General features: G+C 74.8%; 21 protein-coding genes and 2 tRNA genes. 16 read left to right on the top strand and 7 right to left on the bottom strand.

Going from position 1 to position 25,098, the window contains the following annotated elements; translation table 11 throughout:
- The first annotated feature begins 9 nt into the window (after nt 1–9).
- Entirely contained in the window at nt 10–933 is a 924-nt protein-coding gene (locus HLA93_RS09030; RefSeq protein ID WP_246626147.1) for a DUF2510 domain-containing protein, read from the top strand.
- 21 nt (nt 934–954) lie between these two features.
- Here HLA93_RS09030 and HLA93_RS09025 read toward each other — a convergent pair whose 3' ends face one another.
- Entirely contained in the window at nt 955–1,167 is a 213-nt protein-coding gene (locus tag HLA93_RS09025) for a hypothetical protein (protein ID WP_222194050.1), read from the bottom strand.
- 135 nt (nt 1,168–1,302) lie between these two features.
- Between HLA93_RS09025 and HLA93_RS09020 the strand changes: the two genes are divergently transcribed.
- Genes HLA93_RS09020 through nudC form a run of 3 tightly spaced genes read left to right on the top strand, consistent with a single transcriptional unit; the run spans nt 1,303 to nt 4,942 of the window.
- Nucleotides 1,303–2,613 (top strand): M16 family metallopeptidase, encoded by a 1,311-nt coding sequence (locus HLA93_RS09020; RefSeq protein WP_222194049.1) that lies wholly within the window; start codon nt 1,303–1,305, stop codon nt 2,611–2,613.
- Entirely contained in the window at nt 2,610–3,980 is a 1,371-nt protein-coding gene (locus HLA93_RS09015) for a M16 family metallopeptidase (protein WP_222194048.1), read from the top strand. The genes HLA93_RS09020 and HLA93_RS09015 overlap by 4 nt, the downstream gene beginning before the upstream one ends.
- Nucleotides 3,977–4,942: an NAD(+) diphosphatase gene (gene nudC / locus HLA93_RS09010; RefSeq protein ID WP_222194047.1), complete on the top strand. Its 966-nt coding sequence runs from the start codon at nt 3,977–3,979 to the stop codon at nt 4,940–4,942. Before HLA93_RS09015 ends, nudC begins: the two co-directional genes overlap by 4 nt.
- 7 nt (nt 4,943–4,949) lie before the next feature.
- On the opposite strand, the gene HLA93_RS09005 is transcribed toward nudC, so the two are convergent.
- From HLA93_RS09005 to HLA93_RS08995, 3 genes are all read right to left on the bottom strand, one after another.
- Nucleotides 4,950–5,519 carry a uridine kinase gene (locus HLA93_RS09005; RefSeq protein WP_308128026.1) on the bottom strand — a complete coding sequence of 190 codons (570 nt, stop codon included), beginning with the start codon at nt 5,517–5,519 and terminating at the stop codon, nt 4,950–4,952.
- Between the two features lie 95 nt (nt 5,520–5,614).
- Nucleotides 5,615–6,307: an ANTAR domain-containing protein gene (locus tag HLA93_RS09000; RefSeq protein WP_222194046.1), complete on the bottom strand. Its 693-nt coding sequence runs from the start codon at nt 6,305–6,307 to the stop codon at nt 5,615–5,617.
- Nucleotides 6,308–6,402: 95 nt separating this feature from the next.
- Nucleotides 6,403–6,666: a mycoredoxin gene (locus tag HLA93_RS08995; RefSeq protein ID WP_222194045.1), complete on the bottom strand. Its 264-nt coding sequence runs from the start codon at nt 6,664–6,666 to the stop codon at nt 6,403–6,405.
- Between the two features lie 141 nt (nt 6,667–6,807).
- Between HLA93_RS08995 and HLA93_RS08990 the strand changes: the two genes are divergently transcribed.
- The 4 genes from HLA93_RS08990 (at nt 6,808) to HLA93_RS08975 (ending at nt 10,213) form a co-directional block, all read left to right on the top strand.
- On the top strand, nt 6,808–8,844 hold the full coding sequence (locus HLA93_RS08990) for an ATP-dependent DNA helicase UvrD2 (RefSeq protein ID WP_308128025.1): 2,037 nt from the start codon (nt 6,808–6,810) through the stop codon (nt 8,842–8,844).
- Nucleotides 8,845–9,099: 255 nt separating this feature from the next.
- The gene (locus tag HLA93_RS08985) at nt 9,100–9,444 is read left to right on the top strand and encodes a hypothetical protein (protein ID WP_222194044.1); all 345 of its coding nucleotides are present in this window, start codon (nt 9,100–9,102) and stop codon (nt 9,442–9,444) included.
- 156 nt (nt 9,445–9,600) lie between these two features.
- Nucleotides 9,601–9,936: a WhiB family transcriptional regulator gene (locus HLA93_RS08980; protein ID WP_439957970.1), complete on the top strand. Its 336-nt coding sequence runs from the start codon at nt 9,601–9,603 to the stop codon at nt 9,934–9,936.
- 112 nt (nt 9,937–10,048) lie between these two features.
- A complete protein-coding gene (locus tag HLA93_RS08975) occupies nt 10,049–10,213 on the top strand; it encodes a hypothetical protein (protein WP_222194043.1) in 165 nt (54 codons plus the stop codon).
- A gap of 198 nt (nt 10,214–10,411) precedes the next feature.
- On the opposite strand, the gene HLA93_RS08970 is transcribed toward HLA93_RS08975, so the two are convergent.
- Nucleotides 10,412–11,734, bottom strand: coding sequence for an ABC1 kinase family protein (locus tag HLA93_RS08970; protein WP_222194042.1), 1,323 nt, complete (start codon nt 11,732–11,734; stop codon nt 10,412–10,414).
- 67 nt (nt 11,735–11,801) lie between these two features.
- The gene (locus tag HLA93_RS08965) at nt 11,802–12,887 is read right to left on the bottom strand and encodes a ThiF family adenylyltransferase (protein WP_222194041.1); all 1,086 of its coding nucleotides are present in this window, start codon (nt 12,885–12,887) and stop codon (nt 11,802–11,804) included.
- A 346-nt stretch (nt 12,888–13,233) separates the two neighbouring features.
- Here HLA93_RS08965 and HLA93_RS08960 point away from each other — a divergent pair, with 346 nt between their 5' ends.
- Nucleotides 13,234–13,854: a M48 metallopeptidase family protein gene (locus tag HLA93_RS08960; protein WP_308128024.1), complete on the top strand. Its 621-nt coding sequence runs from the start codon at nt 13,234–13,236 to the stop codon at nt 13,852–13,854.
- Nucleotides 13,855–13,972: 118 nt separating this feature from the next.
- Here HLA93_RS08960 and HLA93_RS08955 read toward each other — a convergent pair whose 3' ends face one another.
- Nucleotides 13,973–15,430, bottom strand: a complete 1,458-nt coding sequence (locus tag HLA93_RS08955; protein WP_222194040.1) for a zinc-dependent metalloprotease — start codon at nt 15,428–15,430, stop codon at nt 13,973–13,975.
- Nucleotides 15,431–15,624: 194 nt separating this feature from the next.
- On the opposite strand from HLA93_RS08955, the gene HLA93_RS08950 reads away from it, so the two are divergent.
- The 7 genes from HLA93_RS08950 to galK all read left to right on the top strand — a co-directional run bounded on the left by HLA93_RS08950 (nt 15,625) and on the right by galK (nt 25,050).
- Entirely contained in the window at nt 15,625–16,647 is a 1,023-nt protein-coding gene (locus tag HLA93_RS08950) for a YlbL family protein (RefSeq protein ID WP_222194039.1), read from the top strand.
- 198 nt (nt 16,648–16,845) lie between these two features.
- Nucleotides 16,846–19,842, top strand: a complete 2,997-nt coding sequence (locus HLA93_RS08945) for a UPF0182 family membrane protein (RefSeq protein WP_246626278.1) — start codon at nt 16,846–16,848, stop codon at nt 19,840–19,842.
- An 88-nt stretch (nt 19,843–19,930) separates the two neighbouring features.
- Nucleotides 19,931–20,007 (top strand) — tRNA-Met (locus tag HLA93_RS08940).
- A 271-nt stretch (nt 20,008–20,278) separates the two neighbouring features.
- On the top strand, nt 20,279–22,423 hold the full coding sequence (locus HLA93_RS08935; protein WP_222194037.1) for a DEAD/DEAH box helicase: 2,145 nt from the start codon (nt 20,279–20,281) through the stop codon (nt 22,421–22,423).
- A 116-nt stretch (nt 22,424–22,539) separates the two neighbouring features.
- Nucleotides 22,540–22,616, top strand: a tRNA-Met gene (locus HLA93_RS08930).
- Nucleotides 22,617–22,735: 119 nt separating this feature from the next.
- Entirely contained in the window at nt 22,736–23,893 is a 1,158-nt protein-coding gene (gene galT, locus HLA93_RS08925; RefSeq protein ID WP_222194036.1) for a galactose-1-phosphate uridylyltransferase, read from the top strand.
- A complete protein-coding gene (gene galK / locus HLA93_RS08920) occupies nt 23,890–25,050 on the top strand; it encodes a galactokinase (RefSeq protein WP_222194035.1) in 1,161 nt (386 codons plus the stop codon). The genes galT and galK overlap by 4 nt, the downstream gene beginning before the upstream one ends.
- Nucleotides 25,051–25,098 lie beyond the last annotated feature (48 nt).

Genomic DNA, 25,098 nt, shown 5'->3' with positions numbered 1-25,098 from the left:
GGGGACGAGATGAGCGGACCGGGCTGGGGTGCTCCCGGGGAGCAGCACGCCATGCCGGCTCCCGGCTGGTACCCCGACCCGGACGGCGCGCCGGGCCTGGTCCGCTGGTGGAACGGGCAGGTCTGGTCCGACGTCACCACCCCCGCCGGGCCGGGGGTCTCGGTCGGCCGCGCCTTCGAGCCGTCCCCCACCCCGCGGACGTCGACGGCCTGGGACGCCTGGGGAGACCCGGATCCGCAGCGACCTCGCCGGCGGACCGGCCTGCTGCTCGGGCTGGGTGCCCTCGCCGTCGTCGCGGTCCTCGCCCTGATCGCAGTGCTGGCCGGCGGGAACGACCCGACGCCGACCGCGGCGGAGGACGACGACCCGCCCATCGCGACCCCCGGACAGCCGCGCAGCACGTTCCCGCCCGGCACCGTGCGGATCATCGACGAGGCGGCCGGCATCTCCTACCCGTTCCTCGGCGACGGCTGGTACGAGTGGGACCGCGGCGTCCAGCTGGAGACCGAGGAGACCGCCGGGCAGTACTTCGTCACCCAGGAGGACCTGCCGGGCGCCGTCGACGTCTTCATCGCGCAGTGCACCTCCGGGCCACTGGTCGAGGCCTACGGCTGGGGCGGAGGCACCGGCACGCTCGAGGGGACGACGCAGGCGGTGGCCGACTCGGTCCGGCAGCTGTACTACCCGCAGCCCAACGAACGCACCGTGCGCCGCGACGAGGCGCTGACCGTCGACGGGGCCGAGGCATGGGTGCTGGAGTTCGACCTCACCTGGGACGCCGCGGGCTACGACGCCACCGGGGAACGGGCCGCCCTGCTGCTGATCGACGTCGGCAAGCCGAACCCGGCGCTGCTGTACCTGTCGATCCCGAACACCCACGCAGAGCTGTACGGCGTCATCGACCGCGTGCTGGCCGACGTCGACGTGTTGTGAGGCGCACGGCCGGCGGGTGCATCAGCGACTCCGGCTCCCGGCGCGACGGCGGACGAGCAGGTACGCGGGCAACAGCAACACGGTGAGGACGGCGAAGACCACCGCCGTGCCCGGGTCCCACGTCAGCGCCCACGCCGTCGCGGCCACCCCGATGACAGCTCCGACGACGCAGATGTAGCCGTAGGTCCGCACGAAGGCGGAGCGGGCGCGGTGATCGTCCGGTGGCGAGATCATGATCATGAACCTGGCAGGCGGGCGACAGCCGGGCAACCCGGGCTCCGGGTGGGAGCGTTCGTCGCCCCACCCGGTCGGGGTGGGGCGGACCGTCCCCCCGACGGCGTGTCGTGCGGCGCGGTTAGGGTCGTTCGCGTGACAGCAGCTCAGGGTGACCTGGTCCTGCGGCACCCGGTGGAGCGGTTCACGCTCGACAACGGGTTGCGCGTGGTCCTGGCGCCCGACCGGAGTGTCCCCGTCGTCGCCGTCAGCGTCTTCTACGACGTCGGCATGCGTTCCGAACCGCCGGGCCGCACCGGCTTCGCGCACCTCTTCGAGCACATGATGTTCCAGGGGTCGGCGAACGTCCCGAAGATGGAGCACGCCCGCCTCGTGCAGGCCGCCGGCGGCACCTTCAACGGGTCGACCCACCAGGACTACACGAACTACTTCCAGGCGCTGCCCGCCGAGGCGCTGGAGCGCGCGATCTTCCTCGAGGCCGACCGGATGGCGGCGCCGGCGATCACCGAGGAGAACCTCCGCAACCAGATCGACGTGGTGAAGGAGGAGATCCGGGTCAACGTGCTGAACCGCCCCTACGGCGCGTTCCCGTGGCTGCAGCTCCCGCCGATCGCCTTCGAGAGCTTCGCCAACACCCACGACGGCTACGGCTCCTTCGTCGACCTGGAGTCCTCCACCGTCGAGGACGCCACCGACTTCTTCTCCCGGTACTACGCCCCGGCCAACGCCGTGCTGTGCATCGGCGGTGACCTGGACGTCGCCGAGACCGAGGCGCTGGTGCGGCGCTGGTTCGACCAGGTGCCGGCCCGCCCGGCCCCGCCCGCACCCGCCGTCGGTGAACCCTCGCCCACCACGGTGCGCCGCGGCGTGGTCGAGGACCGGCTCGCCCCGGCCCCCGCGGTCGCGATCGGCTGGCGGGTGCCCGACCCGGTCGGTGACCTGGACACCTACCTGGGCACGGTGCTCCTGGCCGAGCTGCTCAGCGAGGGCGACGCCTCCCGCCTGGAGCGGCGGCTGCTGCACACCGACCGGCTGGCGGTGGCGCAGAGCAGCTACCTCGGCCTGTTCGGCGACCCGTTCGACGTCCGGGACGCCACACTGCTGGTCAGCCAGGTGCACCACCCGGCCGACGTGCCGGTCGACCGGGTGCTGGCCGCGGTGCACGAGGAGGTCGACAAGGTCGCCACCGACGGCGTCCCCGCCGACGAGCTGGCCCGGGTCACCGCGCGCACCGAGGCGCAGCTGCTCCAGCAGGCCGACTCCGTGCTGGGCCGCACCCTGGGCTTCGCCTCCGCCGAGCTGATCCACGGCCGGGCCGAGCTGGCCGGCGAGCTCGCCGCCCGGCTGGCCGCGGTCACCCCCGAGCAGGTGCAGACGGCGGCCCGCGGGCTCTCGCCGGACACCGCCGCCATCCTCGAACTGCGTGCGACCGGAGCTGCCCGATGAGTGCCCCCGTGCTCGACCTCTCCCTGGTCCCGCCGCTGGGCGAGCCCCGGCCGACGCCCGTCCCCGAGGTGCACCGGACGACGATGCCCAACGGGCTGCAGCTGGTGGTCGTGCCCCGCCCCGGGGTGCCGCTGGTGGAGCTGCGGCTGCGGGTGCCCTTCGCCGCGTCCGCGCCGCGGCAGGCCGCCGTGCACGCCGCCCGCACCAGCGTGCTGACCGGCGGGCTGCTGCTCGGCACCGCCGGGCGCGACCAGCTGGAGATCGCACAGCTGCTGCAGACCCACGGTGGCGAGCTGTCGGTCTCCGCCGACGCCGACCGGATGCTGCTGTCCACCACGCTGCTGCCCGGCGGCCTCCGCCCCGTGCTCGACCTCGTGGCCGAGCTGCTCACCGCGGCGACCTACCCGGCCGGGCCGGTGGACGCCGAGCGGTCGCGGGTGGTCGAGCGGATCGGCATCGCCCGGTCGCAGCCCGGCGTCATCGCCCGGTCGGCACTGGCCGCCCGCCGCTACGGCGCGCACCCCTACGCCCAGCAGCTCCCCGCGGCCGAGCTGGTCGCGGCGGTCACGCCCGCCGCCCTGCGCAAGCTGCACCGCGACCGGGTGCTGCCGGCCGGCAGCACCCTGGTGCTGGTCGGCGACGTCGACCCGGTCGCCGCGACCGACGCGGTCGGCACCGCGCTGGCCGGCTGGGTGGCCGAGGGCAAGGCCGTCAGCGCCGCGCCCGTGCCGACCCTGGTCCCCGGCCCGCTGGAGCTGGTGCACCGGTCCGGTGCGGTGCAGTCCAACGTCCGGCTCGGCGGCCCGGCTCCCGGGCGCACCGACCCGCAGCTGCCCGCCGTCCGGCTGGCCAGCATGGTCTTCGGCGGCTACTTCTCCTCCCGCCTGGTGGAGAACATCCGCGAGCGCCGCGGGTACACCTACAGCCCGCGCAGCTCGGTCGAGCACCTGATGGCCGGGTCCTCCTTCACCGTCGAGGCCGACGTCGCCACCGGCGTCACCGGGCCGGCGCTGCTGGAGACGGTGTACGAGCTCGGCCGGATGGCGCTCACCCCGGTGACCGAGGCCGAGCTCGACTCGGCCCGGCGGTACCTGCTGGGCACCATGGCCCTCGGGACGTCGACGCACGCCGGCCTGGCCAGCACGCTCTCGGCGCTGTTCGGCGCCGGGCTCGGTGCGGAGTGGCTCGCCGAGCACCAGCGCGCCCTGGCCACCGTGCCCGTCGCCGAGGTGACCGAGGCCGCCCGCCGCTGGCTGGCTCCCGCCGGGCTGACCGCGGTCGTCGTCGGTGACGCCGAGGAGGTCGCCGACCAGCTCCGGGTGCTCGGGCCGGTCGAGGTCACCGCACCCGCCGCCGAGCAGGCGTGACCGTCCCGCCCGGCGGCAGCAGCCCGGCCGACGACCCACCGCCGCCGGCGCGGGGCGACTGGCCCGAGGACCGGACGGCCGGCGTCGTCACCGACGTCCCGCTGCTCTCGCGCACCGCGCACGACCGCGGGCACCTGGCCCGCTCGTTGCCCGACCCCGCGCAGGGCCGGCCGGTGCGGGTGCTGCTGGTCGACGAGCGGCGCTCGGTGCCGGTGCACGAGGGGCCCGACGGGCCGCAGCTGCAGTACGACGAGCGGCCGTCCTTCCCCGACGGCGGCATCTACCTCGGCGAGGCCGACGGCGTGCCCTACGCCGCCCTGCGCGCCCCGCGGACGCTGACCGTCGGCGGCCGCCCGGTCGACACCTGGGCCGGCCTGCGCGAGCTGGGCGCCGACCTCGGCGACCTGGACGCCGGGCTGCTGGTGCAGGCGGTCGGCATCATCGAGTGGCACGAGCGGAACCGGTTCTCCCCGATCACCGGCGCAGCCACCACGATGGCGCGCGCCGGCTGGGTGCAGCACGACCCGGAGAGCGGCCGGGAGGTCTTCCCGCGCACCGACCCGGCGGTGATCATGCTCGTGCACGACGGCGGCGACCGCTGCGTGCTGGGCCGGCAGGCGGTGTGGCCGGCGGGCCGGTTCTCCATCCTGGCCGGCTTCGTCGAACCGGGGGAGTCAGCGGAGGCGGCGGTGGCCCGTGAGGTGGCCGAGGAGGTCGGCCTCGCGGTGACCGACGTCCGGTACGTCTCCAGCCAGCCGTGGCCGTTCCCGCAGTCGCTGATGCTCGGCTTCGTCGCCCGCGCCACGGGCGAGGAGCTGCGGATCGACCACGACGAGATCGAGGAGGCCCGCTGGTTCACCCGGGACGAGCTGCGCTCGGGCACCGGGCCGCAGGCGCTGCCGCCGACGGTCTCCATCGCCCGGCACATCATCGACCGCTGGGTGGCCGGCGAGTTCTCCTGACGAGCCCTCAGGCCCAGCGGCCCTGCAGGACGAGCGCGGGGCGGTCGGCGTGGTCGGCGAGCACCACGGCGTCGGCCAGGGTGGCCGGGTCCACCTCGTCGTCGTAGCGGTCGAAGGCGGGCAGCTCCCACGCCCGGTCCGCGGGTGCCCGGCGGCGGCGGGCCGCCGGGCTGACCCGCAGGTGGACGACGACGTCGAAGGCCAGGCCCAGTCCCTGCAGCAGCGAGCCGGGCACCAGCAGCACCCCGCCGGCCGGGGCGGGGCGGGGCGGCAGGCGGGCGGCGCGGTCCCGTTCGAGGTCCCACAGCGCCGGCAGGTACTCACCCGTACCGCGGGGGCCGCAGCGGTCGAGCACCTCGCGGGCCAGTGCGCCGGCGTCCAGCCAGTCGCTGTAGCGGGCGTCGGGGTCGGTGCGTCCGTGCTCCAGGCGCAGCGACGCCGGGCGGTAGAACCCCTCCGCCGGTACGACGACCGCCGGGCGGCTCAGCGCGGGCAGCCGCTCGGCCAGCGCCTGCGTCACGGCCAGCGGCCCGGTCGCCCCCGGTGCACCGGGCAGCTCCGGGCCGTCCACGGCCACGCGGAGCGCGGCGGCGCCGACCTCGGCCGGGACGGCGGCGATCAGCTCGGCCAGCCGGTCGGCGAGGGCGGCGGGGGAGAGCGGGAGCGGGGAGGTCAGCTGTGCACCTCGGGTGCGGTGTCCTCGCCGGCGGGGTGCCGCGGCGCGCGCTGCACCCGGCGGGCACCGAGCTGGCCGGTGGCGCGGTGCCCGGACGCCGGGGCGTCGGCCGTGGCCGGTGTCGTGCGCTGGCCCGGCACGGCCGCGCGCCCGCGCAGGCCGTCGAGCACCTCGGCGGCCAGGTCGGCGGCCGGGCGTCCCTGGGACCTTGCCTGGCCGCGCAGCTCCTCGAACGCCTCACGTGGTGTGCTGCCGTGCCGCTCGGCGAGCACCCCGATGGCGCGCTCGATGGACACCCGGGCGGCCAGCGCGTGCTCCAGCTGGGCCACGGTGCGGCGCAGCGCCGTCAACTCGGCGTCCCGTGGGTCCGGTGCCGGTTCGTCGGCAGCGGCGGTGGAGCCGTTGCGGGCCGCCCGGCGGGCCTGGCGGTCCGGCTCGGGCGTGGCCCCCAGCTCACCGGCCACGAGGTCGGCCAGCGACATCGCCTCGACGAGGGGCAGGGCGCTCCCCTCGGGGCAGCGCCCTGCGGTGGCGGCGTCCTCCGGGCCGGCGGTCAGCACCGTCCACCCGCCCGCCGTGCGCACGACCACCACCGCGGTGTCGCCGGAGGGGCTGCGCAGCACACCGGTGGGCAGCTGGACGGCGACCGGCCGGGCGGTCGTGCAGGGCTCGTCGTCGACGGGGTCCATCGCACCCTCCCTGGAGGCCGGTGAGGGGTCACCGGGAGGGTCGCCGCAGCCGCCCGGTGGGCAGGTACCGCCCGCCGGGGGCCGCGGACCCGGGATCACGCGCCCGGGAGCTGCGCGAGCTGGGCCTTCACCTGGTCGATGCTCGGGTTGGTGAGCGCGCTTCCGTCGGCGAAGACGAGCGTGGGCACCGTGCGGTTGCCGCCGTTGGCCTGCATGACCACCTCGGCAGCGCCCTCCTCGACCTCGATGTTGACCTCGGCGTAGTCGATGCCGTCACGCTGCATCAGCTTCTTGAGCCGGTTGCAGTAGCCGCACCAGTTGGTGGTGTACATCGTCACTGCGGGTGCTGGAGCGCTCATCGGGTGGATCCTCTCTCGTGCGTCCCCGGATGGGCCACCCGGGGAGGGGCGACCCGTCGTCCGGAGCCTGCCGAGGGGCCAACGCCGTGCCTGTGGGGATCCTTCCCCGTCCTGTCGGCGCGGGCTGGGACACTCCTCGACGTGGGGACGTCGCGGGTCGTGGAGGGGTCAGCGGTCGACGGGCAGGTGGCCGGGGGGACGGCGGGGGCGGAGGCGGTGCTCGCCGGCCTGGACGAGCAGCAGCGGGCCGCCGCCGAGGCGGTGCGCGGGCCGGTCTGCATCCTCGCCGGTGCCGGCACCGGCAAGACCCGCACCATCACCCACCGGATCGCCTACGGCGTGCTCGTGGGTGAGTACGTGCCCGAGCAGGTGCTCGCGGTGACGTTCACCGCACGGGCGGCGGGAGAGCTGCGCGGCCGGCTCTCGGCGCTGGGGGTGGGCGGGGTGCAGGCCCGCACCTTCCACGCCGCGGCGATGCGGCAGCTGCGCTACTTCGCCCCGCGGGTGCTGGGCGGACCGATGCCCGAGCTGATCGAGAACAAGCTGCGGGTCGTGGCCGGTGCGGCGACCCGCAACCGGCTGACCACCGACCGCACCAGCCTGCGTGACCTGGCCAGCGAGATCGAGTGGGCGAAGACCACGCTGGCCACCCCGGAGGACTACCCGGCCCGTGCCGCCGCGGCCGGCCGGGACCTGCCCTTCGACGCCGCTGCGGTCGCGGCGGTCTACCGCAGCTACGAGGAGGCCAAGTCCCGCGACGGTGCGCTGGACTTCGAGGACCTGCTGCTGGTCACCGCCTACGCCATCGAGGAGCACCCGGACGTCGCCCGCGAGGTGCGCGCCCAGTACCGGCACTTCGTGGTCGACGAGTACCAGGACGTCAACCCGCTGCAGCAGCGGCTGCTCGACGCCTGGCTCGGCGGTCGCGCCGAGGTCTGCGTGGTCGGCGACCCCAACCAGACCATCTACTCCTTCACCGGCGCCGACCCGGAGTACCTGCTGGGCTTCGCCGACCGGTATGGCGACGCGGAGGTCGTCAAGCTCGAGCGCGACTACCGGTCCACCCCGCAGGTGGTCGGCCTGGCGAACAAGCTGATCGGTCAGGCCCCGCCGCGCAAGGGCCTGCCGGGGCTGCGGCTGCTCGGTCAGCGGGCCGAGGGGCCGGCACCCCGGTTCGTGGAGCACCCCGACGAGCCGGCGGAGGCGGCGGCGGTGGCCCGCGCCTGCCGCGAGCTGATCGACGGTGGCCTGCCGGCCAGCGAGATCGCCGTGCTGTTCCGGATCAACGCCCAGTCCCAGGTCTACGAGTCGGCGCTGGCCGACGTCGGGGTCCCCTACGTCCTCAAGGGCGGGGAGCGGTTCTTCGAGCGCCCCGAGGTGCGCGAGGCGGTGCTGCTGCTGCGGGGCGCGGCCGCCGGTGGCAACGACCCGGGTGCGCTGGTGCCCGCCGTCCGGGACGTGCTCGCCTCGACCGGCTGGGTCGAGCACCGGCCGCCGCCCGGCGGGGCGGCCCGCGACCGCTGGCAGTCCCTGGCGGCGCTGGTCGACCTCGCCGTCGACCTGGTCGCCGAGGAGCCCACCCTGGACCTGGCGGGCTTCGTCTCGCACCTGGCCGAGCGGGCCAGCGCCCAGCACGCCCCGACCGTGCAGGGCGTGACCCTGGCCTCCATGCACGCGGCCAAGGGCCTGGAGTGGGATGCCGTGTTCGTCGTCGGCCTGGTCGACGGCGTGGTGCCGATCGCCCAGTCGCAGTCCCGACCGGAGGCGGTCGAGGAGGAGCGCCGGCTGCTCTACGTGGCGGTCACCCGAGCCCGTGAGCAGCTGACCCTGTCCTGGTCGTTGGCCCGCAACCCCGGCGGACGGCGCTCCCGGCCGCGCAGCCGGTTCCTCGACGGTCTCGCTCCGGACGCCGCGGCCGCTCCCCGGCGCCCGGCCCAGCGTCCGAAGGTCGTCCTGGAGGGGGAGGCGGGGGAGCTCTTCGAGCGGCTGCGTGCCTGGCGCAGTGCCACCGCGCAGGCGGCGTCGGTGCCGGCCTACGTCGTCTTCACCGATGCGGTCCTCCAGTCGATCGCCGAGGCGCGACCCACGACGGTGCGTGAGCTGTCGGGGCTGCCCGGGGTGGGGGCCCGCAAGCTCGAGCTGTACGGAGCCGAGGTCATCGCCACCGTCGAGGGCTGACAGGCCCTCGACCAGCGCGGACACACTTTCTCAGGAAACTCCGGTAATTCGTTTGACCCCCCTCCGGCGCACCCCCTAGCCTTCGCATCACCGCCTGGGCGTGACCCAGGACGCAGTACTGACCGTGAGCGGTCAGCACGTCGAGCAACACCGCACGTCAGCAGCACCGCACGACCGCAGCACCGCACGTCCCGAGCAGCACTCGCAGGGAGACCGGCCGGCAGGCCGGGCTCCGACCCCGGAAGGAGGGGCCCCGTGAACAGCACCGACATGACCGTCGCCGGCGTGAGCACCGTGACCTCGCCGGCCGTCGGCCTGCGCTGCTCCGTCCCGGCCGACCGGGTCGCCCTGATGGCGCCGTACGCCGCTCCGTGGAACGGCACCGGTCTGTCCAACGCCGGGTCCGACGCCACCGCCCGTCTGCGCGGCCTGATCGCCGCCGCCGGCACGACCGGCTCCCTCACCACCGGTGCGCCCATCGGCACCGATGCCCAGCCGTCCGACCAGACCACCGCCCTGACGGGCGCCTTCGCCGGCGTCCCTGCTCGGCACACCAGCAGCACCCCGGGTGACCTGCCCCCGGAAGACCCACTGAGCTAGCACAGCTCAGCTGGTCCTCCTCGAGGCCGCGGAACCCGGACACCGGGAACCGCGGCCTCAGTCTTTTCCGGCCTGACTCTGCGGACCCACCCCGACCACCCGGTCGGCGGGCCCCCGTCGACCGGTCGAAGAGACGAAGGAAGAGGAGGAGCGACCGTGCAGACCACGATCGACCCCGCGACGTCCCGTCGCGCCGGGCTCGACCGCACGCACGTGTCCCACCAGCAGGCGGCGCAGGCAGTCGTCCGGCGGGCCCTGCCCTGCCGGGTCCAGGACCCGGACCTGTGGTTCGCCGAGAGCCCGGCCCAGCTCGAGCAGGCCAAGGCGCACTGCGCCCAGTGCCCGGTCCGGTCGGCCTGCCTGGCCGGGGCGCTGGACCGGGGCGAGCCCTGGGGCGTCTGGGGCGGGGAGATCTTCGACCGTGGCGTCGTGATCGCCCGCAAGCGCCCCCGGGGGCGGCCGCCGAAGGTCCGGACCGAGGCCGCGGCATGAGGTCTCCCACCCGCAGGACCGGCGTCCGGCGTCCCCACGCCGGACGCCCCACCACCCGATGCACCACCAGTCGGCACCGCCCTGCGGTGCCGCTGACCCCGGAGGAACCGAGATGAACCTGTTGGACCAGGACCTGGCCCACGCCCACATGTCCCGACGGATGGCGGAGGCCGACGCGGCCGCCCGCGCCCGGCGGCTGATCAGCGCCCGGCGCTGGGCCCGCCGGGCCGAGCGGGCGTCGCAGCGGGCCGCCCGCGCCAGCTCCGCCGTCTGGTGAGGGTGCGGTGAGCAGGCTGCACGAGACAGCGACACCCTGCGGCGTCAGCCGCGCTCCGCTCCGGCCGTGGCGCCACCGGCGCTCCGGCCGGAGCGGAGCAGCTGCCCCCTCGTCGGTCGGCCGCCGCGGGGTCCACGGCATAGCGGTCGTCGCCGAGCCCACGGTCCGGCGTCGGCTGACCGCCGGCAGGAGCGCAGGTCACCCCGCGAAGCCGGGGAGCCACTCCTCGCAGACGCCTCGATAGGGCGCCTCGGCGTCGAGCTGGCAGAGCACGCCGATCGACCCGATGGTCACCCGGTGGATCAGCAGGTAGGACGGCGGCAGGTTGAGCTGCCGGCCCAGCTGGCTGGCCTCGCTGCGCGGGTCGCCGAGCCGGTTCGCCTGTTCCTGCATCCAAGCGCGGGTGAACCGGAACGAGGGCGCGGCCACCGGGGCGAGGAACGGCAGCAGGAAGTCCAGCACCGCCCGGGCGTCCACCTCGACCGACCGGCGGACGAAGCCCTCGGCGCGCAGGTCGGTGAGCACGTCCTCGGCCCGGCCGTCCAGCGCCCAGTTCACCAGCCGGCCGATCGGCTCCGGGAGCCCGTCGGGCAGCCGGGCCGTCGCGCCGAAGTCGATGACACCCAGCCGGCCGTCCGGCAGCAGCCGGAAGTTGCCCGGGTGCGGGTCGGCGTGCAACAGCCCGGCGCGCTGGGGGCCGGAGAAGTGCAGCACCGCCATCAGCAGCCCGGCCCGGTCCCGCTGCTCCCGGGTGCCCGAGGCGATGACCTTCGACAGCGGCGTGCCCTCCAGCCACTCCGAGACGATGACCTTGGGCGCGCTGGCGACCACGCGCGGGACGACGATCTGGTCGTCGTCGGCGTAGGCGGCCGCGAAGCCCCGCTGGGCGTCGGCCTCCAGCCCGTAGTCCAGCTCCTCCTCCGCCCGGGCCTTGAGCTCGGCGATCAGCGGCTTGACCTCCATGCCCGGGAAGAGCACCGCGAACAGCCGAGCGAACCGGGCGAGCTGGTTGAGGTCGGCCATCAGCGCCGTGCCGGCACCCGGGTACTGGATCTTGACCGCGACGTCCCGGCCGTCCCGCCAGGTCGCCCGGTGCACCTGGCCGATGCTGGCCGCCGCGGCGGGCGTGTCGTCGAACTCCCGGAACCGCTCCCGCCACCTGCCGCCCAGCTGCTGGGCGAGCACCGCGTGCACGGTGCGCACCGGCATCGGTGGCGCGGCCTCCTGCAGCTTGACCAGCGCCTCGCGGTACGGGCCGGCGACCTCCTCGGGCACGGCGGCCTCGAAGATGGACAGCTGCTGGCCGAGCTTCATCGCCCCGCCCTTGAGCTGCCCGAGGACGGCGAACAGCTGCTCCGCGGTGCGCTGCTGGAGCTCGGCGTCGACCTCCTCGGCCGGCCGGCCGGACAGCCGCTTGCCGATGCCGAGGGTGGCCCGCCCCGCGGCGCCCAACGGCAGGGCGGCCAGCCGGGCCGTTCGGGACACCGCCCCCCGTGGGATGTCCCGCCCGGTGTCACTCACCACCCCATTGTCCCCTCTGCGGGCCCCGGCCGCCCCGGACGAGCTCATCGAGCCCCGGCTCGGGCGGTCACCGGTCGGCGTCGGGGCCGGGGCCGGGGGTCGACCGCCGGGCGGCTCCGCAGGCGCAGTCCGGGTGCGCCGGCCAGCGGCGGAGCCGGGGGAGGAACTCCGGGGGCCGCATTTCGAGGGCACCGCCCACGGTCACCGGGTCGTCGTCGCCGTCCAGGTGGGCGAGCACCTGCACCGCGGCGGTGAGCGCGGTGAACAACGCGGTGAGGGTGGAGCCGGTGGGCGCCGCGTCGGCCGCGGCGAGCTGAGCCGCGAGCCGGGGCCAGGCGGGGTCGTCGTCCCGCCGCCAGGCCTCTGCGCAGCGCAGGCAACCGCCCGCAGCTCCGGGCACCACCAGCGGACCGACGATCCCGGTCTCCCCGCGCACCGTCGCCACCAGGTGCGGCGTCCCGGCCCGGTGCAGCGCCGCGGTCAGCGGGTCGGCGGCCGCCCAGGGCCGGCACAGCACCACCAGGTCGACGGCCGCCTCCGGAGCGAGCGGGCGCAGGTCGGTCAGCGGGCTCGCCCGGCGAACGGCGTCGGCGGCGGCCAGGGCCCGGGGGCGGCCCTCGTCGCCGGCGGCGGCGCCCCCGACCACCGCGTCGCCGGCCCGGGTCGGGCCGCGGTCCCGGACGTGCACCCGGCCGACCCCGCTGGCCGCCAGTACGGCCGCCAGCGGTGTGCCCACCCGGGTGGCGCCCTCGACGACGACCGCGCTCTGCCGTCGCGCCCGCCACCGGCCACCGGTGCCGGGGGCCGGGACGGCGGCCGGCAGCTCCACCGCCGCCCGCGCCCTGGCCGCCGGCCCCGGGTCGGCGGCCAGCAGGTCGGCGGCGGCGAGGTCGTGCACCAGCCCGGCGCTCCGCAGTCCGGCGAGCAGGTCGTCGACCACCGCCGCGGGCACCCCGTCGGCGACCGCCCCGGCCCGGACCGCACGCTCGGGGCGTTGCCCGTCCAGCCGGCGGATCAGCGCGGCGACGTCGGCGCCGGCCGGCTGCACCCGCAGCCCCGCCCGGCCGTCCACGCCACCGACCTGCAGCAGGTCGTCGTCCAGCCGCAGCACCGGGGTGGCGGCGGGCAACAGCGGGTGGAGGCTCTCGGTCACCGTTGGGAGCGTGCCAGCGCGGCCGGCCCACCGGGCGCGTCGTCCACAGGCGCCCGGGCACGCGGCTCCGGACGCCCACAGCCTGTGGACGGCCCTGTGGAGCACGTGGGGACCGCTCGGGGTGTCGCTGTGCACGGCCGGGGGACGGGCTGGTGACGGCGGTCTGCACCGGGTCGTCGACCAGCCGCCCACCTGCACCGACGCGCGCGTCGGCCCTGTGGAGAGGGCGACCCGGTCCACCGTTCGGGGGACACCGCCCAGGGCGCTGTCCACCCTCCGTGTGCACCTGCCACGACCGGGTGTCCTCTCGCTGGGCGGCGGTGCCGCGGCCGGTTACCGTGCGCACGTGCACCAGCGACCTGACCGCCGCCAGCCGGCTGCGTCGACGGCCGTCCCCGCCGCGCGGACGGCTCCCCGCCCCACCCCGGAGGTGGAGGTCCGCCGCAGCGCCCGCCGCCGCCGGACGGTCACGGCCTACCGGGAGAACGGCCGCACCATCGTGCTGATCCCGGCGGCGTTCAGCCCGGACGAGGAGCGGCGCTGGGTCGACCAGATGGTCGCCAAGCTGCAGACCCGGGAGGAGCGCCGTCGGCGCAACCTCGGCTCCGACGACGACCTGATGGCCCGGGCGCACGAGCTCTCCGTCGCCCACCTGGGCGGCCGGGCCGTGCCGGCCAGCGTGCGCTGGGTGGACAACCAGCACCGCCGGTGGGGTTCCTGCACCCCTGCCGACCGGTCCATCCGGTTGTCCAGCCGGCTCCGCGGCATGCCCGAGTTCGTCGTCGACTACGTGCTGGTGCACGAACTGGCCCACCTGCTCGAGGCCAGTCACGACGCGCGCTTCTGGGCCCTCGTGCACGCCTACCCGCGGGCCGAGCGCGCCCTGGGCTTCCTCGAGGGGTTCGAGTTCGGCTCCACGGGCGACCGGCCGGACGACGCCGAGCTGGAGCCCGGCGCCGTCGACTGAGGAAGGACCCCGCTGCCCCACCACTCGCGAGCTCGCGGCGGGACCCTGCAGCGGGGCCGATCCAGCACGTCGCCCGGCTCAGGGCGAGCCTCCAGGCGGGGGATGACCGCTGCGGGGGTCAGGCGCGGGGGGCGGTCCCGCCGTCCTCGTCGTCCGCCGACCCCTCGCCCGGCTCCGACGACGTCTCCTCCGACGGGGCGTCCAGCCCGTCGGTGAGCTCGGCGAACGGGTCGGCCGCCCCCTGCCGGGCGACGAAGTCCATCGGCTCGTCCAGGTCGTCGGAGGTGGGCAGCAGGTCCGGGTGCGACCAGAGCCGATCGCGCTCGGTGGTGCCGTGCTGCTGGGTCATCGCGCCCCATACCGTGCTGGCGTCACGCAGCCGGCGCGGGCGCAGCTGCAGCCCCACCAGCGTGGCGAAGGTCTGCTCGGCCGGGCCGCCGGACGCCCGCCGCCGGCGCATCGTCTCGGCCAGCGCCGAGTGGCCGGGCAGCCGCTCGGCCGCGGCGGCCGCCACGATGCTGTCGACCCAGCCTTCGACCAGGGCCAGCATGGTCTCCAGCCGGCGCAGCGCCATCTGCTGCTCGGGGGTCTCCTCGGGCTCCAGCACCCCGCTGCCCAGCAGTCGCTGGATGCTCTCCGGGTCGCTCGGGTCGATGCCGCCCTCCATGCCGCTCATCGCGTCCTGCAGGCCGCGCTCGATCGCCTCGCGGTCGACGTGGATGCCCCGGGCGTAGGCGTGGACGGCGTCGGTGAGCTGCTGGCGCAGCCACGGCACGTGCGCGAACAGGCGCTGGTGGGCGGCCTCGCGCAGCGCCAGGAACAGCCGGACCTCGTCCTCGGGGCGGTCCAGGCCCTCGCCGAAGGCGGCGACGTTCTGCGGCACCAGCACGCCGGCGCCCTTGGGGCCCAGCGGGAGGCCGACGTCGGTGCTGGTGGCGACCTCGTCGGCGAGCCGGGCCAGCGCCTGGCCTACCTGGGCGCCGAACATGACCCCGCCCATCTGGCCCATGATCCCGGCCAGCGGGCCGGCGATGGCGGCTGCCTCGGCGGGCAGCGCGCCGGTCATCGCCGCGACGACCCGCTCGGCGAGCGGGTCGATCAGGGCGGCCCACGCCGGCAGGGTCTGCTCCACCCACTCCACCCGTGACCAGGCCAGGCCGCGGTCGATGCCCGACGGCAGCTCGGTCACCTGGTCGAGCCAGAGGTCCGCCAGCCGCAGCGCCTCGGCGGCGGCGGCCTGCTCACCGGCCGAGGTCGGCTGGTGTCCCGGGGCCAGGGCACTGATCGCGCCCTGGCGGGCGAGGTCCCAGTTGACCGGGCCGCCGGACCAGTTCATCAGCTTCTGCAGCTCGGCGAACAGCGGCATCTTGCCCAGCAGGTCCGACGGGTCGCCACCGGCGCCACCGGGACCACCGACGGCACCGAACAGGGCGCCGAGGCCGAACGGGTCAGCGCCGCCCGGTCCGGTGCTGCCCGGACCGGTGCCGCCCGCGCCGCTGCCGCCCTGGCCGTCGGACTCGCCGCGGCGCTCCGGGTCGCGGTCGGGGACGCCGAAGCCGAAGGGGAGATCGCTCATGGGTCCACCGTAGACGCGAGGGACCGGGTCGACCGCCCGCCGACCGGCCCGTTCGGGCACCGCGGCTCTGCCCAGGGCGAACGCGACCGCGACCGGCCGTCGGCCCCGGTCACCTACTCTCGCCGTTCGACGGGTGCACCCGCCGCGGCCGCGGGCCGACGGCCGAGGGGGCCCGCCGCCACCGAGGAGGGAACGTGAACCGTCGGACCACCGTCCTGGGCGCCGGGACGGTGCTGCTGCTGGTCTTCGGCGTACTGGGTGCCCTGCTCCCGGTGCCCTACGTGGCGCAGGTGCCCGGTCCCACCTACAACACCCTGGGTGACATCGACGGCACGCCGATCATCACGGTCTCCGGCCGGGAGCCCAACGAGACCTCCGGCAACCTCAACCTGACCACCGTCGGCATCCCGCAGGGTCGGCTCACCCTCGTCGGCGCCGTCCAGGGCTGGTTCGACAGCGAGGTCACCGTCGTCCCGCGCGAGCAGGTCTACCCCTCCGACCGGTCGGTCGAGGAGACGCAGGCGGCGAACCGGCAGGCGTTCCTGACCTCCGAGCAGGCGGCGCGGGGCGCGGCGTTCGCGGAGCTGGGCTACCCCGAGAAGGTCGTCGTCCAGGACCTGGCGGAGGAGTCGGCCGCCGAGGGGCAGCTGCAGGCCGGCGACGCGCTGGAGTCGGTGGACGGCACCCCGACACCGGATCAGGCGGCGCTGGCGGCGGTGCTCGCCGGGATCCCGCCCGGCTCCACCGTCGAGGTGGGCTACACCCGGGCGGGCGAGCCCGGCGTCGCCACCGTCACGACGGCCGCCGCCGCCGAGGGCGACGGCTCGGCCCTGGGCGTCCTGATCCTGGAGACGCCGTACGCGCCCTTCGACGTCGACATCGAGGTGGACGACGTCGGTGGGCCCTCGGCCGGGCTGATGCTCGCCCTGGGCGTCATCGACATGGTCGGGGACACCGACCTGACCGCGGGTGCGGTCGTCGCCGGCACCGGCACGATCGACGGTGCGGGCGCCGTCGGCCCCATCGGCGGCATCCCGCTCAAGCTCGTCTCGGCCCGGGAGATCGGTGCCGAGCTGTTCCTCGTCCCGGCCGACAACTGCGCCGAGGCGGTGGCCAACGCCCAGCCGGGGCTGCCGCTGGCCGAGGTGGCCACGCTGGACGACGCGCTCGAGGCGCTGGCCGACCTCCGTGCCGGCCGGACCCCGGAGCTGTGCTGACCGGGGCCGTCCGCCGTCCGTGACCTGCTCGTGACCGCGCTGGGAACCCGTCGCGGCCGACAACAGTTGGAGGATCGGACCCCAGTTCCCGCCTCCCGCCGCCGGCGGTACCCGGGCTGCTGAGATCGTGTTCCCCGGCCGGGCCCAGGCGCCCGCGCCCCCTCGAAGTCGCAAGAAGACAGGAGACCGACCGTGGCCATGCGGCCCCCCGTGCCGGTGCCGACGTTGTCCCGGCGCGCGAAGCTGGTCATCGGCATCGTCGCCGTCATGCTGGTGCTCTTCACCGTCATCGGCACACTGACCAACGTCTACGTCGACTACCTCTGGTTCGACGAGACCGGCTTCACCGAGGTCTTCTGGACCGAGATACAGACCCGCGCGCTGCTGTTCGCGGTGGCCGCGCTGGCCATGGGCGGTCTGGTCGCCCTCGCGGTGTACCTGGCCTACCGCTTCCGCCCGGCGTTCCGGCCGATGTCGCTGGAGCAGCAGAACCTGGAGCGCTACCGCCAGTCGGTGGAGCCCCGCCGCAAGCTGGTGCTCACCGCGATCGGCGTGGTGCTGGGCCTGTTCGCCGGCTTCACCGCCCAGGGCAGCTGGCAGACCTGGCTGGAGTTCCGCAACTCGACCGACTTCGGGCAGACCGACCCGCAGTTCGGGCTGGACATCTCGTTCTTCGTCTTCGACTACCCCTTCTACCGGCTGGCGCTGGGCTTCGGCTTCGCCATCGTGCTGCTGGCCCTGATCGGGTCGGTGCTCACGCACTACGTCTTCGGCGGGCTGCGGCTGCAGACCCCGGGGCAGAAGCTGACCGGGGCGGCCCGGGTGCAGCTGTCGGTGCTGCTCGGCCTGTTCGTCGGGCTCAAGGCGATCGCCTACTGGCTGGACCGGTACGCCCTCGTCTACTCCGACCGCGGTGACGTCTTCACCGGTGCCTCCTACACCGACGTCAACGCCCTGCTGCCGGCCAAGAACATCCTGGTGGTCGTGGCGGCCATCTGCGCCATCGCGTTCTTCGCCAACATCCTGGTGCGCAACACCCTGCTGCCGGCCGCGGCGCTGGTGCTGCTGCTGGCCTCCAGTCTGGTGATCGGGGTGGCCTACCCGGCGATCGTGCAGCAGTTCGTCGTCCGCCCCTCGGCCGACCAGCGGGAGCAGGAGTACATCGAGCGGGCGATCAGCTCCACCCTCGACGCCTACGGGCTCTCCGACGTCCAGTACGTCGACTACGCCCAGGGCCAGACCACCAGCGGTGGCGAGGAGGGCGAGGCCGACGTCACCGACAACGCCGACACCCAGGCGGCGCTGGCCGAGCTGGCCGACTCGCCCACGATCTCCAACGCCCGGTTGCTGGACCCCAACGTGCTGTCGGCGACGTTCACCGCCCGCCAGCAGATCCGCAACGTCTACGGCTTCCCGGAGAAGCTGGACATCGACCGGTACGAGATCGACGGCCAGCTGCAGGACTACGTGGTCGCCGTCCGTGAGCTCGACCAGACGGGGCTGAGCGAGAACCAGAGCAGCTGGATCAACCGGCACACCGTCTACACCCACGGCAACGGGTTCGTCGCCGCCCCGGCGAACCAGGTGGTCGCCGGCCAGGAGGGTGGCGAGCCGGACTTCACCACCGGCAACCTGCCGACCACCGGTGACATCGACGTCGACCAGGCCCGCATCTACTACGGCGAGCTGCTCAACGTCGGCGGCCAGGACGTCTACTCCGTGGTCGGCGCCCCCGAGGGCACCGCGCCGCGCGAGTTCGACCAGCCCGAGGGTGGTTCGGGCGAGGGTCAGATCAACTCGACCTACGACGGCGAGGGTGGGGTGTCGATCGGCAGCTTCTTCCGGCAGCTGACCTACGCCATCTACTACCGGGAGCGGAACTTCCTGCTCTCCGGCGCGGTCAACGACCAGTCCAAGGTGCTGTACGTCCGCGACCCGCTGGAGCGGGTGGAGAAGGCCGCGCCCTTCCTCACGGTGGACGGCGACCCCTATCCCGCGGTGATCGACGGCCGGGTGCAGTGGATCCTCGACGGCTACACCACCTCCGACGCCTACCCCTACGCCGAGCAGATGGAGCTGGGCGAGGCCGCTGCCGACGCGCTCACCGGCACCGGCACGACGGCGCTGCCCAACGACCAGTTCAACTACATCCGGAACTCGGTCAAGGCGACGGTCGACGCCTACGACGGCACGGTGACGATGTACGCCTGGGACCAGGACGCCAACCCCGACCCGGTCCTGCAGACGTACATGAACGCGTTCCCGAACGTGGTCCAGCCGCAGAGCGAGATGAGCGAGGAGCTCATCAGCCACGTGCGCTACCCGGAGGACCTGTTCAAGCTGCAGCGCGACGTGCTCACCCGGTACCACGTCTCCGACCCGGTCGACTTCTACAACCAGAACGACCGGTGGCAGGTCCCGAACGACCCGACGCAGGACATCGACGAGGCGCAGCCGCCGTACTACATCCTGGCGCAGCGGCCCGGTGACGAAGAGGCGACGTTCCAGCTGACCAGCGCGCTCAACGCGTTCCAGCGGGACAACCTCTCCTCGTTCATCTCCGCGTCCTCGGCGCCGCAGAGCTACGGGGAACTGCAGGTGCTGCGGCTGCCGGGCAACACCCCGTACCGCGGCCCGCAGCAGGTGCAGAACGCCTTCGAGTCGAACAACCAGGTGCGGCCGGACCTCACGCTGTTCAACAGCGACAACTCCGAGCCGGTGTTCGGCAACCTGCTGACCCTGCCGATCGGCGACGCCGGCCTGGTCTACGTGGAGCCGCTGTACGTGCAGGGCACCGGTGACGGTGGCTTCCCGCTGCTGCAGAAGGTGCTGGTGAACTACCAGGACCGGATCGGCTACGCCAACACCCTGGCCGAGGCGCTGGAGCAGGTCTTCGGTGCCGGGGCCGGGGAGGCGGCACCGGACAGCGAGAACGTCGAGGACGACGGGGCCGACGACACGCCTGGCGAGGACATCCCGCCGACGGCCCCGCCGGCGGACGACGGCGGGGGCGCCGGGGCTGCGACGGCGGACCAGGCCGTCGCCGCCATCAACGACGCACTGGCTGCGCTCGAAGCGGCACAGCGTTCCGGTGACTTCAGCGGACAGGGGCAGGCGCTGGAGGACCTGCAGGCCGCGGTCGACGCCTATCAGGCCGCCACCGGGCAGGCGGCTCCGGCATCGCCCACCGGCTGATCGCCGGCGGTGGTCACGGGGGCTCCCGGCGCCTGTGACCACCCCCTCGGCGGCGCTGCCCCGGAGTGCGGTATGGTTGTCCTACCGACGCGGGGTGGAGCAGCTCGGTAGCTCGCTGGGCTCATAACCCAGAGGTCGCAGGTTCAAATCCTGCCCCCGCTACCACGACGAAGCGGCCCCCACAGCACCTGTGGGGGCCGCTTTCGTTGGTGCGACCGATCTCATCGGCGTGCAGTCCGGGGCGCGGACGGGCATCGGGCCCGGCGCCCTCGGTCCTAGCGGAGCCGAGGTCGGCGCGTTCCTCGCCAGCGGCCAGCTCGGCCTGCTCCGGCGAGGGTCGTCACCCGTTCCGGGCGACGGTCACCGCCCGGTCGCGGTGGCGTGTGCGGCATCCCCGCCGCGGCCGCCGTGCCGGGGCATCTCAGAGGAGGAGTCTGTGGCTCGACGAGGCCAGTCCCCGACGGGCACTCGCCGTGGCGCCCCGCGGAACCAGCGGCGGGTCCGGGACGGCGACGTCGTCTCGGCGCTCGCCCGCACCGTCCGTGAGGTGGAGGCGGCCGTCCAGAAGGGCCGGGTCACGCCCGGGGTGCGCGCGAAGTTCGAGGTCGTGGCACTGCTGGTGCGCGAGGAGCACACCCGGGTCCGCAGCGACGACACCCTCAGCGAGGCCCGCCGGGGCGAGCAGCTCAAGCGCCTCGACGGGATCGGGACGATCCTGGCCAAGACCGCCGTGCGGGACCCTGCGCTCCTCGCGCTGCTGTCCGAGGACGCCGTCGTCTCGGCCGCGGCCCGGTCGCTCAAGCGCGAGCTGCTGGCCGACATCGGGGTCGAGGTGCCCGCCGAGGAGGCTCCTGCCCCGCAGCCCGTCGCCGCCGCGGTCGCGCCGGAGCGCCAGGTGGTGCCGCAGTCGGTCATCTCCCGACAGATGGCGAACCCTTTTCTCGCACCGGACTTCTCCGCCGCCCGGCAGGACACCCCGCGCCCGCGCCGGCTCGCCGGCTGGGAGCTGCTGGGCCCGCTGCTGAGCTCCTTCGAGCGCGCCGGTGGCGGAGCCCCGGCGTGCATGGCCCTCCCGGCGCCGTCCGACCGGTTCACCCCGATGGGCCGGGACCTCATGCCGCACCAGGGCCAGGTCGTCGCGGCGGCCGCGGCGGGGCACCGGACCTTCCTGCTCGCCGACGAGCCGGGCCTGGGCAAGACGGCCCAGTCGTTGCTGGCCGCGGAGGCGGCAGGGGCGTACCCGCTGCTCGTCGTGGTCCCGAACGTGGTCAAGACCAACTGGGCACGCGAGGCCGGCCAGTGGACCCCGCACCGCCGGGCCACCGTGATCCAGGGTGACGGGCACACGCTCGACGGCTTCGCCGACATCGTCGTCGTCAACTACGAGGTGCTGGACCGGCACGTCGGGTGGCTGGGCGACTTCGGCTTCCGCGGCATGGTGGTCGACGAGGCGCACTTCATCAAGAACCGGACGTCGCAGCGCTCGCAGCACGTCCTCGAGCTCTCCGAGCGCATCCGGTCCCGCGGTGCCAAGCCGCTGCTGATGGCGCTCACCGGCACCCCGCTGATCAACGACATCGACGACTTCCGGGCCATCTGGCAGTTCCTCGGCTGGATCGACGACAGCAAGCCGCTCGGTGAGCTGATCGACGCGCTGGAGGAGACCGGGCTGACCCCCGCCGACGCCGGCTTCTACCCCGCCGCACGGCAGAGCGTGATCGACCTGGGCATCGTCCGCCGCCGCAAGGTGGACGTGGCCGCCGACATCCCGGCCCGCCGGATCGCCGACCTCCCGGTCGAGCTGGACGGGCCGGCCGGGCGGTCGATCCGCGCCGCCGAGCGGGACCTCGCCCGGCGCATGGTGGAGCGGTACGAGACCGCGCTGGCCAACCGTCCGGCCGACGAGCGGGTCGAGGGCATCGACGCCGACCTGGTGCGCCGGGTGGCCCGGGTGGAGCTGAAGGACTCGACCTCGACCAAGGCCGGGGAGAACGTCTTCAGCATGATGCGGCGCATCGGTGAGGCGAAGGCCGGCCTGGCCGCCGACTACGCGGCGCAGCTGGCCCGCAGCGCCGGCAAGGTCGTCTTCTTCGCCAAGCACATCGACGTGATGGACACCGCGGAGGCGACCTTCACCAAGCAGGGTGTGCGGTTCGCCTCCATCCGCGGTGACCAGACGCCCGGGGCGCGGCAGCGGAACATCGACGCCTTCGTCAACGACCCCGAGGTGGCCGTCGCGGTCTGCTCGCTGACCTCGGCGGGTGTCGGGCTGAACCTGCAGGTCGCCTCCGACCTGGTGCTGGCCGAGCTGTCCTGGACCGACGCCGAGCAGACCCAGGCCATCGACCGCAGCCACCGGATCGGGCAGACCGAGCCGGTGACCGCGTGGCGGATCATCGCCGCGCAGACGATGGACGCCCGCATCGCCGAGCTGATCGACAGCAAGGCGGGCCTGGCGGCCCGGGCGCTGGACGGGTCGGACGAGGAGCTGTCGCCGTCGGCCGACGTCCAGCTGGAGGCGCTCGTCGCGCTGCTGACCGACGCACTGACGGCCCGGCCCGGCACGCCGGTGGCCCTGTGACCGGTGGCCCTGTGGCCGGTGGCCCTGTGACCGGTGGCCCCGTGAGCAGCCCTCGACGGCGCCTTGGGGGGCCCGGTGCGAGCCGCGCGGGGCGTGGGGTAACGTTGCTCCTGCGACGCGGGGTGGAGCAGCTCGGTAGCTCGCTGGGCTCATAACCCAGAGGTCACAGGTTCAAATCCTGTCCCCGCTACCAACCGGAGGGCCCGGTCACCGTCAAGGTGACCGGGCCCTCCGTCCGTGTGTGCGGCCGCCTGTGCAGACTCTGACTGCGGCCGCACCGGGCAGCGCAGGGCGACAGGAGGACCGACAGGGATGGACGCGGGACCGACGGCGGGACAGACCACCGGCGGGGGGCAGCAGTGGCCCGGGCGGGTCACCGAGCGCACCCTGGCCGACGGCCGGCCGATCCTCTACTTCGACGACCAGGCCACCGCCGGGCCGGTGCACGAGACCGCTGACGTCCGCCCGCTGCCCGAGCCGCCGCACGCCGGGGAGATCCGCTACGACGTCCTGACCGGTGAGTGGGTGACCATCGCCGGGCACCGGATGAACCGGACCTTCCTGCCCAGCGCCGCGGACTGCCCGCTGGACCCGACGCTGGACCCCGAGCGGCCGACCGAGGTGCCCGACAGCGCGTACGACGTCGCCGTCTTCGCCAACCGGTTCCCGAGCTTCGCGCCGCTGACCGTCGGTCCGGCCGAGGACGGCCCCGTGGCGCCGTTCGGCCCCGCCGACCGGCCCGCCTACGGGCACTGCGACGTCGTCGTATTCTCCAGCGACCACGACGCCGCGGTCGTCGACCTGCCGGCCGCGCGGATGCGCACCATCGTCGAGGCCTGGGCGCAGCGCACGGCGGCCCACTCGGCCGACCCGGGCGTCGCCGAGGTCTTCGTGTTCGAGAACAGCGGCCAGGAGATCGGGGTGACCCTCACCCACCCGCACGGGCAGGTCTACGCCTACCCGGTCGTGCCGCCGCGGTCCGGGCAGCTGCTCGAGCAGGCCCGGCGGCACCGGCAGGCGACCGGCGGCAACCTGCTGGCCGACGTGCTCGCTGCCGAGCAGGCCGAGGGCACCCGGGTGGTGCTGGCCGGTGAGCACTTCACCGCCTACGTGCCCCGGGCGGCCCGCTGGCCGGTGGAGGTGCACCTCGCCCCGCACCGCGACGTCCCCGACCTCGCTGCCCTGGACGACGCGGAGAAGGCCGAGCTGGCCGTCGTCTACCAGGAGCTGCTGCGCCGGGTGAACCGCTTCCACCCTGGCGTGGAGCGGGTGCCCTACATCTCCGGCTGGCACCAGGCGCCCACCGGCGAGGACCGCGAGCTGGGCCGGCTGCACCTGCAGCTGTTCTCGCTGCTGCGGGCACCGGGCAAGCTGAAGTACCTGGCGGGCTCGGAGTCGGGCATGGGCGCCTGGATCAACGACACGACGCCGGAGCGGATCGCCGAGCGGCTGCGCGAGGTGGCCTCGTGACCGCGCAGGAGCAGGCCGACCTGGCCGTCGCCGAGCTCCGGTCCACGTGGGCCGGCGAGCCGGACGGCGTCTGGACCGCGCCCGGACGGGTCAACCTGATCGGTGAGCACGTCGACTACAACGGCGGGCGCTGCCTGCCGATGGCCCTCACCCGGGTGACCGCTGCGGCCGTGCGCCGCCGGGACGACGACCGGGTCCGGATCAGCAGCAGTGACCCCGATGCGGAGCCGTTCGAGGGCACACTGGCCGACCTCGGCCCCGGTGAGGTGTCCGGCTGGGCCGGCTACGCCGCCGGGACGTTGTGGGCGCTGCAGCAGGCCGGGGTCGACGTCCCGGGCCTGGACGTGTCCGTGAGCAGCGACGTGCCGCTGGGGGCAGGGCTGTCCAGCTCGGCCTCGCTGGAGGCGGCGGTGGCGCTGTCCGCCGCCGAGCTGGCCGGCCGCAACGACGCCGCGGAGCTCCGGCACCTGCTGATCCAGGCCGCGATCCGGGCGGAGAACGAGGTCGTCGGCGCCGGGACCGGGGGGATGGACCAGACGGTCGCGCTGCTGGCCGAGGAGGGCTCTGCCCTGCTCATCCACACCCGCGACTTCCGCACCGAGCCGGTGCAGCTCGGGCTGGCCGAGGCCGGCCTGGAGCTGATGGTCATCGACACCCGGGTCAAGCACACGCTGGCCGACGGGCAGTACGCCAAGCGTCGAGCCGACTGCGACGAGGCGGCCCGCCAGCTCGGTCTGGAGTGGCTCAGTGACGCCACCCCGGCCGACGTCGACCGGCTGAGCGACCCGCGGTTGCAGGCCCGCACCCGGCACGTGGTCACCGAGAACCAGCGGGTGGACGAGGTCGTCGAGCTGGTCCGGGCCGGCCGGGTGGCCGAGATCGGCCCGTTGCTCGACGGCTCGCACACCTCGCTGCGCGACGACTACGAGGTCTCGGCCGTGGAGCTGGACGTCGTGGTCGAGGCGGCCCGCGCCGCCGGCGCGCTGGGGGCCCGGATGACCGGAGGCGGGTTCGGCGGCTCGGCCATCGCGCTCATCCGTGCCGCCGACGCCGAGGCCGTCGGGGCGGCCGTGGTGGCGGCCTGCCGGGAGCGGGAGCTGACCCTCCCGGGGATCCTGACGGTCACCTCCGGGCCGGCGGCCCGCCGGCTGTCCTGAGGCTCCCGGCCGGGGAACACCCCGGCCGGGAGGGGAGTTCGGAGGGGC

This window comes from Modestobacter italicus (assembly GCF_019799965.1).
Lineage (GTDB): Bacteria > Actinomycetota > Actinomycetes > Mycobacteriales > Geodermatophilaceae > Modestobacter > Modestobacter italicus_A.
Note: the sequence above shows the minus strand (reverse complement) of the source record. Positions and strands in the feature narration are given on the sequence as shown.